18 protein-coding genes are annotated in these 14,265 nt (G+C 43.8%); 1 reads left to right on the forward strand and 17 read right to left on the reverse strand.

Annotated features, from left to right (window positions below; translation table 11 throughout):
- Positions 1-7: 7 nt before the first annotated feature.
- Positions 8-754 (forward strand): ZIP family metal transporter, encoded by a 747-nt coding sequence (locus QSV55_RS11285; RefSeq protein ID WP_289650235.1) that lies wholly within the window; start codon positions 8-10, stop codon positions 752-754.
- A gap of 32 nt (positions 755-786) precedes the next feature.
- Here QSV55_RS11285 and QSV55_RS11290 read toward each other — a convergent pair whose 3' ends face one another.
- The 17 genes from QSV55_RS11290 to rpmH all read right to left on the reverse strand — a co-directional run bounded on the left by QSV55_RS11290 (position 787) and on the right by rpmH (position 13,897).
- The gene (locus QSV55_RS11290) at positions 787-2,004 is read right to left on the reverse strand and encodes a carboxylate--amine ligase (protein WP_289650236.1); all 1,218 of its coding nucleotides are present in this window, start codon (positions 2,002-2,004) and stop codon (positions 787-789) included.
- A 152-nt stretch (positions 2,005-2,156) separates the two neighbouring features.
- The gene (gene rpsR, locus QSV55_RS11295; RefSeq protein WP_133452139.1) at positions 2,157-2,399 is read right to left on the reverse strand and encodes a 30S ribosomal protein S18; all 243 of its coding nucleotides are present in this window, start codon (positions 2,397-2,399) and stop codon (positions 2,157-2,159) included.
- Between the two features lie 25 nt (positions 2,400-2,424).
- Entirely contained in the window at positions 2,425-2,937 is a 513-nt protein-coding gene (ssb, locus tag QSV55_RS11300) for a single-stranded DNA-binding protein (RefSeq protein WP_133452138.1), read from the reverse strand.
- Positions 2,938-2,958: 21 nt separating this feature from the next.
- A complete protein-coding gene (gene rpsF, locus QSV55_RS11305) occupies positions 2,959-3,249 on the reverse strand; it encodes a 30S ribosomal protein S6 (RefSeq protein WP_133452137.1) in 291 nt (96 codons plus the stop codon).
- Positions 3,250-3,358: 109 nt separating this feature from the next.
- Positions 3,359-3,682, reverse strand: a complete 324-nt coding sequence (locus QSV55_RS11310; RefSeq protein ID WP_133452136.1) for a hypothetical protein — start codon at positions 3,680-3,682, stop codon at positions 3,359-3,361.
- A gap of 14 nt (positions 3,683-3,696) precedes the next feature.
- Positions 3,697-4,797: a redox-regulated ATPase YchF gene (gene ychF / locus QSV55_RS11315; protein WP_289650237.1), complete on the reverse strand. Its 1,101-nt coding sequence runs from the start codon at positions 4,795-4,797 to the stop codon at positions 3,697-3,699.
- Between the two features lie 12 nt (positions 4,798-4,809).
- A complete protein-coding gene (locus tag QSV55_RS11320) occupies positions 4,810-5,004 on the reverse strand; it encodes a DUF951 domain-containing protein (protein WP_133452134.1) in 195 nt (64 codons plus the stop codon).
- Complete coding sequence (locus tag QSV55_RS11325; RefSeq protein WP_289650238.1) at positions 4,997-5,872, reverse strand: mechanosensitive ion channel family protein; 876 nt, start codon at positions 5,870-5,872, stop codon at positions 4,997-4,999. The genes QSV55_RS11320 and QSV55_RS11325 overlap by 8 nt, the downstream gene beginning before the upstream one ends.
- A 6-nt stretch (positions 5,873-5,878) precedes the next feature.
- Positions 5,879-6,724, reverse strand: coding sequence for a ParB/RepB/Spo0J family partition protein (locus tag QSV55_RS11330; RefSeq protein WP_289650239.1), 846 nt, complete (start codon positions 6,722-6,724; stop codon positions 5,879-5,881).
- On the reverse strand, positions 6,717-7,475 hold the full coding sequence (locus QSV55_RS11335; protein ID WP_133452131.1) for a ParA family protein: 759 nt from the start codon (positions 7,473-7,475) through the stop codon (positions 6,717-6,719). The genes QSV55_RS11330 and QSV55_RS11335 overlap by 8 nt, the downstream gene beginning before the upstream one ends.
- Before the next feature lie 91 nt (positions 7,476-7,566).
- A complete protein-coding gene (gene noc / locus QSV55_RS11340; protein ID WP_289650240.1) occupies positions 7,567-8,409 on the reverse strand; it encodes a nucleoid occlusion protein in 843 nt (280 codons plus the stop codon).
- A 26-nt stretch (positions 8,410-8,435) separates the two neighbouring features.
- Positions 8,436-9,152, reverse strand: coding sequence for a 16S rRNA (guanine(527)-N(7))-methyltransferase RsmG (gene rsmG / locus QSV55_RS11345; protein ID WP_289650241.1), 717 nt, complete (start codon positions 9,150-9,152; stop codon positions 8,436-8,438).
- Complete coding sequence (mnmG, locus tag QSV55_RS11350; protein ID WP_289650242.1) at positions 9,153-11,024, reverse strand: tRNA uridine-5-carboxymethylaminomethyl(34) synthesis enzyme MnmG; 1,872 nt, start codon at positions 11,022-11,024, stop codon at positions 9,153-9,155. It abuts the gene before it with no gap.
- Between the two features lie 13 nt (positions 11,025-11,037).
- On the reverse strand, positions 11,038-12,417 hold the full coding sequence (mnmE, locus tag QSV55_RS11355) for a tRNA uridine-5-carboxymethylaminomethyl(34) synthesis GTPase MnmE (protein ID WP_289650243.1): 1,380 nt from the start codon (positions 12,415-12,417) through the stop codon (positions 11,038-11,040).
- Positions 12,418-12,535: 118 nt separating this feature from the next.
- Positions 12,536-13,309, reverse strand: coding sequence for an RNA-binding cell elongation regulator Jag/EloR (gene jag / locus QSV55_RS11360; protein WP_289650244.1), 774 nt, complete (start codon positions 13,307-13,309; stop codon positions 12,536-12,538).
- 11 nt (positions 13,310-13,320) lie between these two features.
- Positions 13,321-13,668 (reverse strand): ribonuclease P protein component, encoded by a 348-nt coding sequence (gene rnpA, locus QSV55_RS11365; RefSeq protein WP_133452125.1) that lies wholly within the window; start codon positions 13,666-13,668, stop codon positions 13,321-13,323.
- A gap of 91 nt (positions 13,669-13,759) precedes the next feature.
- On the reverse strand, positions 13,760-13,897 hold the full coding sequence (gene rpmH, locus QSV55_RS11370; protein WP_133452124.1) for a 50S ribosomal protein L34: 138 nt from the start codon (positions 13,895-13,897) through the stop codon (positions 13,760-13,762).
- Positions 13,898-14,265 lie beyond the last annotated feature (368 nt).

The raw sequence follows: 14,265 nt of genomic DNA on the forward strand, positions 1-14,265 counted from the left end.
AAATTTAATGGGCAGTGCATTTTTCTGGGGAGCGGTATCAGGTGGTGCCGTGCTGTTAGGGGCTATTATCAGTATGATTATTCATATCCCACGTAAAATTTTAGGTTTCATTATAGCGTTCGGTGTCGGTGTCTTAATCGGTGCTGCTACGTTTGAATTATTGCAGGAATCTCTGGAAAAAAGTGAATTAACGAATACGATTCTCGGTTTTGTAGCGGGGGCCGTTACTTTTACTATTATTGAAGCCATTATTACCCGCAAAGGGGGTAAACACCGGAAGCGCTCTAATGCACATGAATTACAGAATGATTCAAGTGAAGAGTCCGGCGGTGGTCTCGGTATCTTTATCGGCACGGTGATGGATGCCATACCCGAATCCATCATGCTTGGTACTACACTGATCGGCGGTAAAGGCGTGAGCATGCTGCTATTGATCGCGATTTTCATCAGTAATATTCCGGAAGGCTTATCGAGTACAGCAGGGATGCTCAAAAGCGGTCAGTCTAAAGGCAAAGTAATCGGGCTTTTCGTCGCTGTCACTGTTGTAGCAGGGCTCAGTGCCTTATTTGGCTATGTCTTCCTTGATCATGCTAATCCGGCCGTCATCTCAATTATTTCAAGCTTCGCTGCAGGCGGTATTATCACCATGATCGGTGCTACAATGATGCCGGAAGCCTATGAAGACGGCGGTGCATTAGTGGGCCTGTTTACAGCAGCAGGTGTGATCACCTCTATCCTTTTAGATCATCTGTAAAAAAATTCTTAGGCATAAGCCTAAGAATTTTTTTATGACTGCTCCCATTCCCTGTTGCTATATTTTTTGTAGTAGTTAAGGTCTCTTAATTTCAAGTAAATCTTTCTTTTCAGAGAACGGTCTTTTTTATATTTCAAAGGATTAAATGTCTCCTTTGCTTGTATGAGTTGTCTGACTTCCTGCTTAAGCTTTAAATTACGGATGCCTCGCAACATGAGAGTCGGTGGAATCACTGTAAAAATCATTTTTTTGTCTAAATAGACCAGCGGATGACTCTTATGTTCCACTAAATCTTCGACATAGCAACGCGCAATCGAATAGCCGCTTGCTCTGATATATGAGCTTGAACGTCCTGCACGTAAATTAACCTCCAGAAACTTATATTTACCGTCACGTGCATCATACTTTAAGTCGAAGTTCGCAAAGCCTTTATAACCGGTCTCTTCCATCATATGAACGACTTTATCCATTAATTCTTTCTGATAACGTGTAATAAGAGCCGTATAATTTCCGACTGCTGTCAGTTGAGGTTCCTGAGATAAAACTTGGGCAAGCGTCACCACCTGGCCTTTACCGTTGCGGTCACTGTAATAAACCATATCCCAGAGTTCCTGGTCGCTGCCCTCAATATATTCCTGTAGGATCAGGTCTTTGCGATAACCGTTGTCATAAAGAAGCTGAATGGTCTGATTGATTTCCTCATATGAAGAAAGACGATAGATCTTCTGTTTACCTGTGAAATGAAGATCAAAATAGGCGGTTCCATCATTTACTTTAATGATCACCGGGAACATCACTTCTTCATGGAAAGTGGTCAGTTCACGGCAATCTATCGTAAAAGTCTTAGGAATGTCTAACCCATATTGTTCGCATAACTGATAAAAATGCTTCTTATAATAGAATTGATCAAAAAGTGTCTGACTCGGAAAATTTAAGATGAAACGGTCATCTAATAAGGCACTATTCTTCACCAGTAATTTCACATACTCATCTGTTGTGGCGACGAGTAACAGCTTTTGCCCGTTATATTTTTCTGCAAGCTGATTCAATGTTTGTACAAATACTTCATCTTGATACAAATCCGCTTCTGTCACATAATCCCTCACTAAAGAAGAGAATTCTGTAAATGCCAGCTTGCCCGCTGCTAATATAATTGATTTTTGATGATAATCTTCATGAAACGCCGCCGCTGCTGCATAAGCATGTATATTTGCGCCGATAATGACCGGCGTAAATTCCGTATTCACCATGTGTCCGTAACCCCTCTCCCTTTCCTTCTCATTTATATTACCATATCATTTGTTATCATCTTGCATATTCTTCTAAATTCTTACTAAATTTATAAGGTTTAAAATCCTCATAAAAAAAGACCTTTCACTATTGAAGTGAAAGGTCTGGAATATTAATTCTCGTCTTTAACGTATGGTAATAATGCCATATGACGTGCACGTTTGATTGCTACAGTTAACATACGTTGGTATTTAGCTGAAGTACCTGTTACACGACGTGGTAAGATTTTACCGCGTTCAGAGATGAATTTTTTAAGTAATTCTGCGTCTTTGTAGTCGATTTGTGTGATACCGTTTGCTGTGAAGTAACACACTTTTTTACGACGACGTCCGCCTCTTCTTGGTCCACCTGCCATGATTGTTGCCTCCCTTACTTATTGATTAGAACGGTAAATCATCATCACTGATATCAATCGGCCCTGTTGCGTTCGCAAACGGATTGTTTGATGCAGGAGAGGATGTGTTAGTTGTTTGATTGTTTGCCTGATAATTCTGACCTTGTGATTGTCCACCGAATCCTGGGTCATAACTTGAATAGTCATTAGACACATTGTCCTGACGATTCTGGTTAGCACCTTTAGGTTCCAAGAACTGCACTGAGTCGCAGACGACTTCAGTCACATACACTTTACGGCCTTCCTGATTATCATAGCTGCGAGATTGCAATCTACCGTCAACACCGGCTAAGCTACCTTTACTTAGGTAGTTATTAACGTTCTCAGCTTGTTTACGGAATACGACACAGTTTAAGAAGTCCGCCTGGCGTTCTCCTTGAGCGTTCGTAAATGTGCGGTTGACCGCTAATGTAAACGTAGCAACTGATACGCCTGAGGGTGTGACTCTGTATTCGGGATCCTTCGTTAAACGACCTACTAATACAACACGATTAATCATGCAATTCGCCCCCGTTGATTATTATTTTTCTTCTTCGCGTACAATGATATGACGGATAATATCGTCATTGATCTTCGCTAAACGATCAAATTCGTTTGTTGCTTGATCAGTAGAGTTAACGCGTACGATTTGGTAGAAACCTTCTTTGAAGTCTTCGATTTCGTAAGCTAAACGACGTTTACCCCAATCTTTTGCTTCGATGATTTCCGCACCGTTTGAAGTTAAGATTTCGTTGAAACGTTCAACTAACGCTTTCTTCGCATCTTCTTCAATGTTCGGGCGTACAACGTACATAATTTCGTATGTTCTCATCAATTACACCTCCTTATGGTCTATGCGGCTTTACTGTTTCGTAAAGCAAGGAATAATTTTCATTACTCACAATTGAATATTATAGCATAGTAATACACAGATTACAACATTAGTAGAGTACTTCGTCTAATTTATAGACAACCATTTCTTTGACATGAAAAAGCTTGATATCTTGTGAGGCGTAGAGATATTCATAGAGATAATAATCACTGTCCTCAGGGTTGATTTCATCACAGCTGACAATGTCCAGATAGCGGATGGCATCGTCAGGATAGCTGACTTTCTTATAAATATCCTCATTCAGTGCAACGTATTCATCATATCGGACAGCTTGTACAAAATAGTAATAGATGACATTGTACATCTCCTGTCCTTTATCGCCCGACTTTGTGATGACTTTAATGCCGTAGATAATCCGCTTTAAAGGTTTCATGTCTGCCTCCTGAATTAAACATTAAATCTGAAATGAACAACATCTCCATCTTTCATCAAGTAATCCTTACCCTCAAGGCGGACTTTACCTGCTTCTTTTGCACCTGCCATACCATTATTACCTACTAAATCCTCGAAGCTCACCGTCTCCGCACGAATAAAGCCGCGTTCAAAGTCTGTATGGATGATCCCCGCACATTGTGGTGCTGTCATCCCATGTTTAAAGGTCCACGCACGCACTTCCTGCTCACCTGCTGTGAAATAAGTCGCCAGGCCGAGAAGGTGATAAGATGCTTTAATCAACTTATCAAGTCCTGATTCTTCAATGCCGAGGTCAGCCAGATATTCCTGCTTATCTTCATCATCTAATGCCGCCAGTTCTTCTTCGATACGGGCACTGATGACGATGACTTCAGAGCCTTCTTTCTCCGCATAGTTGCGGATAGCTTTAACGTAATCGTTGTTGTCAGCATCGAGTAAATCGTCCTCTGCAACATTCGCCACGTACAGCATCGGTTTCGCAGTTAAAAGGTGCATGCCTCGCACAAGACGCTGCTGTTCAGGTGTGAATTCTATGCTACGGACAGGCTGTTCATTTTCAAGGGCTTCTTTAACGATTGCCAGCACTGCTTCTTCTGCCATCGCATCTTTGTCTTTTTGTTTGGCCATCTTCTGGACACGTGCATAACGTTTCTCCACTGATTCCATATCAGCGAGCACGAGTTCCATATTGATGACTTCGATATCATCGACCGGATTGACCTTGCCTGATACATGCGTGATATTCTCATCTTCGAACGCACGGACAACCTGACAGATGGCATCTACTTCACGGATATGAGAAAGAAATTTATTACCGAGGCCTTCTCCTTTGGATGCCCCTTTAACGATACCGGCGATATCTGTGAACTCGAATGCTGTCGGTACTGTTTTCTTAGGTGTCACCAGTTCAGTCAGTTTGTCTAAACGGTAGTCAGGGACTTCTACGATACCGACGTTCGGATCGATAGTTGCGAACGGGTAGTTGGCAGCAAGTGCCCCTGCTTTCGTAATTGCGTTGAATAAAGTGGATTTACCGACGTTCGGTAAACCGACGATTCCAGCTGTTAATGCCATAATTGTTCTCCTTTATGATTCGTCAGCTGACGAAATAATTTTTTTGATTTTCTTATTGAATTCAGGGCGCGGCATCATAATGCTTCGCCCGCAGTTCGTACATTTAATACGGATATCGGCGCCCAGACGGATGATCTGAAACGCATTGGTTCCGCATGCATGCTGTTTCTTCATCTCCACAATATCATTCATCTGATAGTTATTCATGTTCTGGGCCTCCTTTAGGTTGATTATACATGACCATCCTTGGCACAGGCGCTTTTACACCGTGACTATCGAGAAAGTCCTTCAAGTCTCCGCGCAATAGTCTTGATACTTTCACATGATTGTTCGGCAGTGTCTCCGCCGCAATCTTAATGACCGCTTCTCCTGCTTTCACCATATCAACCCCTAATATTTCCGGGGTCTTCACAACATCCTCATATTTATCTTTCAGCGTCTCAAGATACGGTGTTAACATCTCTTCTACAGCGCGAATATTCTCTTCACTGGAAATCGAGACCTCGAAGACTGCGACTGAATTATTGACGGAGAAATTGACGATCTCATTCATCGTGCCATTGGGCAGGATGGTCAGTTCTCCAGTGAAAGAACGGATTCTAGTCGAGCGGAGGCCGATAGACTGCACAGTCCCCTCCGCGACTTTCGTGCCGCCAGTATTGATTCTGACGTAATCTCCGACATCAAACTGACTCTCGAATATGATGAAGAACCCCGTGATAATATCTTTAACAAGCGTCTGTGCCCCGAAACCAAGCGCAATCCCTGCTATTCCGGCACCCGCTATCAGGCTCTCCACTTTGATGCCCATATTGCTGAGGACAGTGGTCAGCACCACGAACCAGACGACATAAGTGGTAATATTCTGCAGCAGTTTGATCAGTGTGGTATCACGTTTTTCAGACAGCGACAAGTTAGACAGTCTTCTGACTTTAAAGAACTGCGCAATCGCAACATGCAGCACTTTAATGACCACAAAAGCAATCAGGACAATGATGATTGACCAGAAGGTATTGACACCGATATTTTTCCACATTTCTGAGTCGAGCAGCGGATTGATCAGATGCTTCTTCATTGGTTCCTAAAGACGCTCCAACAAGCTGATCAGACGATTAAATTCCTCTTCTGAAGTGAATTCAATCGCAATCCTGCCTTTTTTGCGCGATTTAGAGATCTCTACATTTGTACCTAAGTGCTGCTTTAGTGACTGTTCATGTTTCACAAGAAACTTTGGTTTGGCCGGTGTCTTTTTAGGCTGCTCAGGTGTCGCGGTGAGTGACTTCACATACTGTTCCAGCTGTCTGACACTCCACGCTTCTCTAATGACCCGCTTGGCAACCGATAGCATATCCGCTTCATTTTTAAGGCCGAGAAGTGTGCGGCCATGTGCCCCGGACAACTGCTTATCGTTGATCAGCTGCTTGATCTCTTCCGGTAAGTTCAGCAGACGGAGCATATTAGCGATATATGGACGAGATTTTCCGAGTCTGTCGGCTGCTTCTGCCTGTGTCAAGGATAAATGATCCATTAGAAGCTGATAACTTCTGGCTTCTTCTAAGGCATTCAGATCTTCACGCTGTAAGTTTTCTATAATGGCGAACTCCATCATCTGTTTATCAGTCATTGATTTGACGATGGCAGGGATATCTGTTTTGCCGGCAAGTTTGCTTGCACGATAACGACGCTCACCCGCAACGATGTCATAACCTTTTACCGATTTCTTGACGATGATCGGCTGAAGAATGCCATGCAGTTTGATTGACTCTGCTAGTTCAGCAAGTGCCATATCATCAAAATCATGACGCGGCTGATAGGGGTTCGGCCGGATATCATCCAGTCTCAGCTGCTCAACTACTTCGTCTCCTTTGTTATCCTGAAAGAGTGCATCAAGGCCGCGGCCCAGTCCTTTACCAAGTCCTTTAGCCATGGCTGATGACCTCCTCTGCTAAATCCGCGTAAGTCTTTGCACCTGTTGACCGTGCATCATAGACATTGATCGGCTGACCGTGTGACGGCGCTTCTGACAGACGAACATTACGTGGAATAATCGTGTCATATACTTTGTCACCGAAATGCGACCGCACTTCAGCCATGACATCATTGCCCAGATTGGTCCGTGCATCAAGCATCGTGAGCAGGACCCCTTCAATTTCAAGCGACTGATTTAAGTGGCGCTGAACAAGCTTGATGGTATTCAGGAGCTGACTTAAGCCTTCAAGCGCGTAATATTCACATTGCACAGGGATGATGATGCCTGTTGCCGCGGTGAATGAGTTGATGGTCAGCAGGCCAAGTGACGGCGGACAGTCAATAATGATGTAATCAAATGATTCTTCCAGTTCTTTAAATGCATATTTGAGACGAACTTCCCGGCTCATCGCAGAGACTAGCTCAATTTCAGCGCCTGCTAAGGCGATATTCGCCGGAATGATGGACAAATTCTCCTGCTCTGTCTTCAGCACGACCCGGTTGATTGAAACATCTTCAACCAGCATATCGTAAACTGAGAATTTCACATTATTTTTATCTATACCGACACCACTCGTCGCATTACCTTGAGGATCTGTATCCACTAACAGGACTTTCTTCCCTCGTTCAGCAAGCGCAGCACTTAAGTTGACAGAAGTCGTCGTTTTACCGACGCCGCCCTTCTGATTGGCGATAGCTAATATCTTCATCTTTTTCTCTCCTTGCTGTTTCTTCATTATTACGATTATAACAATATTAGAACTAAACTGCACAAACTAAAAAACCATCCGAAAGGGATGGTTACTGGTTATTCTGATTTTTAAAGACTTTAATCGAGATTTCGTAAAAGTTAGCATACTCAGTATCTTTACGCTTCACTTTAATCCCGCTCTTCTCAACGGCTTTCACACTTTCACCGATTGTATTAAAGGCAAGCTTCATATCACGTGTAAAGGCAATGCGTGTCGGTTTAACCTCTTCACCGCCGAGCATACGTTTGACGCGTTCTTCTGTCTGCTTGACGTTCAGACTCTGACTTTTGATGATAGCGAGCATCTCTTTTTGCTGAGTCTCATTTAAGGCGAGCAGGCTTCTCGCATGTCGCTCTGTGATCTGTGACTGACTGAGCGCTTCCAGAATAGGTGAAGAAAGTCTTAATAGACGCAGCTTATTGGCAATAAAGGACTGGCTTTTACCGAGACTTGTCGCAAGATCCTGCTGAGTGATGCCGTCCAGGTCCAGCAGTTTCTTGTAAGCCTCCGCTTCTTCAACAACAGAAAGGTTTTCACGCTGAATATTCTCGATCAATGCGATAGCGGCCGTCTCTTTATCGTTCAGAGGTTTCACCAGCACTTCCGTTTCAGCGATACCATTTAATTGAAGCGCTCTGAAACGGCGTTCACCCGCAATAATTTCGTACATCTCTTCTTCAATCGGACGAACGACAATCGGCTGAAGCAGCCCATATGCTTTGATGGAATCCGCTAACTCCTGAATCTTTTCTTCATCAAATACCTGTCTCGGCTGGTAGCGGTTCGGCACAATGCGTTCTATCGCGATCTTGATCACATTGCCTTCTGCACGTTCTCCTGTCAGATCTTCTTTATCACGTAATCCAAATAGCTTTGAAAAAGGTTTCTTCATCTCATTCGACTCACTTTCATCACATCTTATTTCATCAGCGGTTCTTTCGCAGGGGTACCTGCTTTTCGCGGATATTTTTTAGCAGTCTGTCTGCGCTTTTCGATATCCACAATATAACGTGTACTCTCTTCCATAGGCAGCGTAAACTGATGATTGGCCACAATCTCACCGCCCAGGATATTCACGGCAAAGAGCCCTTCTTCTATTTCAATCTCGCCTTGCGCACCTTTCAGCGCCAGGAAGTGTCCTCCTTTTCTGACAAGCGGCAGACACAATTCGCTTAATACCGACAGGCGCGCAACCGCCCGTGCTGTCACCACGTCATATGTTTCACGTTTTTCCGAGCGGCCGAACGTCTCTGCACGGTCATGGATGAACTGTACCTGTTCAAGGTTCAGCTCTGCAGCGAGATGGTTCAGGAAGTTAATGCGTTTGTTAAGAGAATCTACTATGGTCAGTTTGATGTGTGGGAACAGGATTTTCAGCGGAATACTTGGAAAACCCGCCCCTGCGCCGACATCGCATAACGTCTCAATTTCCTTGAAATCAAAGTAAAAGCTGGGTGTCAATGAGTCAAAGAAATGCTTTAAGTAGACTTCTTCCTTTTCAGTAACAGCAGTTAAATTAATTTTCTCATTCCACTCTACTAGATTTTCATAATAAATTGCAAACTGTTTCAGTTGTTTTTCTGTTAATTCAAAGCCTTGCGCACGGAGTGCTGCTATAAACTGCTCTTCATTCATCTAATTCACCTTCGCAATCTTTCCCTGTTCAATATAGACAAGCAGAATCGAAACATCAGCCGGATTAACCCCGGAAATACGTGATGCCTGACCTACACTCAAAGGTTTTACTTCCTTCAGTTTCTGACGCGCCTCTGTCGCCAGACTATGAATGGCATCATAATCGATGTTAGCTGGAATCTTCTTATCTTCCATCCGTTTCATTTTTTCAACCTGCTGCAGAGATTTATCTATATAGCCTGCATATTTGGTCTGAATCTCCACTTGCTCTGCTACTTCTTCTGAGACTTCAATATCATCCGCAAGTATTTCGCGGATAGCTGCATAATCCATTTCTGGACGTTTTAAGAGGTCAATCGCTAAAATGCCATCTTTTAAAGGAGCACCGCCGCGTTCTGCAATCAAGTGCTGCGTCTGTTCATTCGGTTTAATACGGACTTGAGACAGACGGCTGATCTCTTCTTCAATGGCTGCTTTCTTCTCTTCAAAACGGCTGTATCGTTCATCTGAAATCAGTCCGATCTTATGGCCGATTTCAGTCAGACGAAGATCAGCATTATCATGACGCAGAAGTAAACGATATTCTGCACGGCTGGTCAACAGGCGATACGGCTCATTGGTTCCTTTTGTGACCAGATCGTCAATCAGCACACCGATATAGGCATCTGCACGACCAAGAACGAGCGGTTCGCGGCCCAGCACTTTAGCAGCAGCGTTGATACCGGCCATCAGCCCTTGTCCTGCCGCTTCTTCATAACCAGATGTCCCGTTGATCTGACCCGCTGTGAACAGACCCGCGATTTTCTTCGTCTCAAGTGATGGCCAGAGCTGGGTCGGTACAATCGCATCATATTCAATGGCGTAGCCTGCACGCATCATATCTGCACGCTCGAGGCCTGGAATGGACTGCAGCATCTGTCTTTGCACATGTTCAGGCAGGCTGGTAGATAATCCTTGGACATAGACTTCTTTCGTATTGCGTCCTTCAGGCTCCAGGAAAATCTGATGGCGCGGTTTATCATTGAAACGAACAAATTTATCTTCAATAGACGGACAGTAACGGGGGCCTGTCCCTTTGATCATACCGGAGTACATCGCTGACAGATGCAGATTGTCATCGATGATCTGGTGAGTCTTGTCATTCGTATAAGTCAGCCAGCAGGGCAGCTGATCTAAAATATATTCTGTCGTCTCATAGCTGAATGCACGGCCGACTTCGTCACCCGGCTGAATCTCTGTTTTGTCATAATCGATGGTATTGCCGTTGACACGAGGCGGTGTCCCTGTCTTAAAGCGGACGATATCAAAGCCGAGTTCACGGAGATGATCAGCGAGTTTAATAGACGGCATCTGATGGTTCGGGCCTGATGAGTACTTGATGTTACCGAGAATAATTTCACCGCGCAGGAATGTACCTGTCGTCAAGACGACAGCATCTGCATGGTAGGTCGTGCCGATGACTGTTTCAACACCAGTCACTTTACCTTCTTCTATAATAAGACGTTCGACCATCCCCTGCATGATATCAAGGTTAGGTGTGTTTTCAATCACATCTTTCATTTCCTGCTGATAAAGGACCTTATCCGCCTGCGCACGAAGTGCACGTACAGCCGGGCCCTTCCCCGTATTCAGCATGCGCATCTGTATATGTGTTTTATCGATAGTCTTGGCCATCTGGCCGCCAAGCGCATCGATTTCACGTACAACAATCCCTTTAGCAGGACCGCCGACTGAAGGGTTACACGGCATGAAAGCGACTGAATCAAGGTTGATGGTCAGCATCAAGGTTTTCGCGCCCATTCGTGCTGAAGCGAGTCCCGCTTCCACCCCGGCATGTCCTGCGCCGACAACAATTACATCATATTTTTCCAAGTTTGTTTCCTCCTTATTTACCGAGACAGAACTGACTGAATAACTGATCAATCAGACTGTCCGACACTTCTTCACCAATCACTTCTCCAAGTAGCTCCCACGTTCTGATGAGATCGATCTGTACTATATCGATAGGAACACCCATTTCAGCTGCATTCATCGCGTCATTGATAGCTGTCTTCGCTGATTTTAAAAGACTGATATGACGGGCGTTTGAGACGTAAGTCATATCTTGCTGCTGCACCGCTCCTTCAAAGAATAGCTTCGCAATTTGTTCTTCAAGCTGGTCGATCCCTGCTTGAGAAAGCATCGAAGTCTCGACAATGGGCACTTCACCCACCATCTTCTTCACTTCAGCAATATCCAGTTTCTGCTCCAGATCGGTTTTATTGATGATGACGATGACATCTTCATGTTTAATGGCTTCAGCAAGCTGATAGTCGCTGTCTGTCAATGCTTCATTATAGTTCAGTACATAGAGAATGAGGTCTGCTTTACTCAGTGCTTCGCGACTGCGTTCAACCCCTATTTTCTCTACGATATCCTCCGTTTCACGGATACCTGCTGTATCCACTAAACGCAGCGGTACGCCTCTGACATTGACGTACTCTTCCAATACATCACGTGTTGTCCCCGCTATCTCTGTGACAATGGCTTTATTATCCTGGATCAGTGTGTTCAACATTGAACTTTTTCCGACATTCGGTTTACCGACAATCACCGTTGATAAACCTTCACGCAGAATCTTACCTTGGGCACCTGTTGTCAGCAGCGCATCGATAGACTGCTCAATCTTGCGGGCTTCAGTCAGCAGAAACTGCGTCGTTGCTTCCTCAACATCGTCATATTCCGGATAATCGATATTCACTTCCACTTGTGCCAGAATCTCGAGAATAGACTGGCGGAGTCCTTTAATCATCGTGCTGAGGCGTCCTTCAATCTGATTCATGGCGACTTTGCTGGCCCGGTCAGTCTTCGAACGGATGAAATCCATGATCCCTTCTGCCTGAGACAGATCGATTCGTCCATTCAGAAAAGCCCTTTTCGTAAACTCGCCCGGTTCAGCGAGACGCGCACCGTGTGTCAACGTCAGCTCTAAAATACGGTTCACTGTCATAATACCGCCGTGACAGTTGATCTCTACAATGTTTTCACGTGTATAAGTACGCGGGGCACGCATGACAGCCACCATCACTTCCTCTACGGTCTCTGCTGTCTCCGGATCAATAATGTGACCGTAATTGATGGTATGGCTCTCCACTTCAAGTAAGGACTTCTTTCCTTTATAGAGACGGTCAGCAATTTCGATTGCATCGTGTCCGGATAATCTGACGATGGCAATCGCCCCCTCACCCATCGGGGTGGATATGCTTGAAATAGTTTCAAGTTCCATAATATCTCCTCCATTGATTCATTCGTTGATTGTAAAATGAAACACCTAAAAAACAAATCTATATGCTCTGAATAAACAGATTAACTCTAAAAACTAAAGTTTTTAGAGTTAATCTTTTCTATTTTGATTTAATGACTAGATACCGGTGAGGTTCACGGCCTTCTGAATATGTTTCGATATTTTTCATTTTCACCAGTACTTGGTGAATAATTTTTCTCTCGTAATTAGGCATAGGCTCAAACCTGACAGGTTCGTGGCTCCTCAGTGCCTTCTGAGCCATATTAAGTGCCAGATTTTCAAGCGTCTCTCTACGTTTTTCGCGGTAGTTTTCAATATCAATCATCACTGTGACATAGCCTTTATGGCTCTGCTGGATATACGTCTGAGCAACGGTCTGCAGTGCGTTCAAAGTATGACCTCTTTTACCGATGATACGTGCGGCATCAGCTGATTCCAGATTGATGCCGACTTCGTTACTTTTCGTCGTAACAGTACCGGTCGCCTCAATGTTCATACGCTTTAAAATCTGCAGAAGATATTGAAGTGTCTGCCCGGCAGATGCAGTCAAATCTTTTTTCGGTTTTTGATTCTCTTCGGCATTTCGCTCTGCTGCCTCATTCACTGTTGCTTGACTTTGCGGCTCTGAAATAATGACGGGTTCTTCGTCCTCGCTTACCTGGGCATTACTTTTAAGTTCTGCCAGTGTATACCGCTTGAGTTCAGGATCGATGATGGTCAGACTGACCACCGCCGCACGTCTCCCTACACCGAACAATCCTTTTTTCCCGGGATCTTCTATTTCGATTTTCACCTGCTGTTCACTGACATTTAAGCTGCTTAATCCGTTCTGTATCGCTTCTTCTACGGTTGTCCCTGTAAAAGTCTCCTGCATTTCAGCGCCTCCTATTTAATACGTTTATTAAATCCTTTGGCTATCTTCATGACATGTTCAAGGCTTTTATTGACTTCTTCTACTGACATATCAGCGGCAGGTTTTCTCGCTACAACGATAAAGTCAGCAGCAATGATATCTTCTTTATGACGCGTGAAGCTTTCTCGTATGGTTCTTTTAATACGATTGCGAACGACTGCATTACCCAGTTTTTTTGACACAGAGATGCCGAGTCTGAAGTGCTCCGCTTCCTGTCGATCATATCGATAAATGACGAACTGCCGGTTCGCGACAGATTTTCCTTTCTTATAGACGCTCTGAAAATCTTCATTCTTTTTTATACGATAACTTTTTTCCAACGTTTTCACTCAATTCTGCCGCATGTTTTATCCAATTATACTAAATGGCTATACGTATTTAAACAAAAAAAAGACCACTGCAAGAGTGATCTTAAGCTGATAATACTTTTCTGCCTTTACGACGACGACGAGCAAGAACTTTACGGCCGTTTTTAGTGCTCATACGTGCACGGAAACCGTGAACTTTACTATGTTTACGTTTATTTGGTTGATAAGTACGTTTTACCACTTAGGACACCTCCTATTTGCTTATTCCTCTATTTTCACGTGTATGTGATTGACAGTAACTACTGAAGTATAGCAAATTACACAAAAATCTGCAAGTTTAACTTGAAATTTGCGCCCGTCAAAGTTATCCACTTATTCACAGCTTTGTGTTTTGTTATTGTGGATAAAATATTTTCTCTCTCTTTTTATTCACAATCTAAAAATGACTCATCCCCAAATCCACATATCTGGATAACTTATGGTGTGTACAAGCCCTGGTATGTGGATAACTTCACTTAGCTATTGATATTACTCACTTTATTTGCTATCATTTTGTTTATATTTCTTGTGGAGAAGTCATCACTCACCCAATGTTATCCACAAATTGTG

This window comes from Macrococcus bovicus (genome assembly GCF_030376725.1).
Lineage (GTDB): Bacteria > Bacillota > Bacilli > Staphylococcales > Staphylococcaceae > Macrococcus > Macrococcus bovicus.